Below are 229 nucleotides of genomic sequence, written 5' to 3' on the forward strand. Positions count from 1 at the left end.
AGTGGAATACCCACTAACGTTGCCTGAATCGGTTGATGTGGACACCGCCAGCATCAGCTTCACTAACAACGTGACCCTGGTGGATGGCAACCTCAATGTACCAGTCGGTGTGACGACGTTCGACATTATCTTGCCAACGGTGGATGATGAACTGGTTGAGCCAACCGAGACTTACACCTTGTCGGTGGATGGTGTGGATGCGACAGGCAGCATCCTTGATAATGACAAG

Annotated in this window: 1 protein-coding gene; it reads left to right on the top strand. The window is 51.5% G+C overall.

The window, feature by feature from the left end; translation table 11 throughout:
• Positions 1-229 (top strand): hypothetical protein (locus TZ48_RS24260; protein WP_162674719.1); only part of this gene is annotated, 229 nt, incomplete at both ends.

The organism is Vibrio variabilis (assembly GCF_003263785.1).
Classification (GTDB): Bacteria; Pseudomonadota; Gammaproteobacteria; order Enterobacterales; family Vibrionaceae; genus Vibrio; species Vibrio variabilis.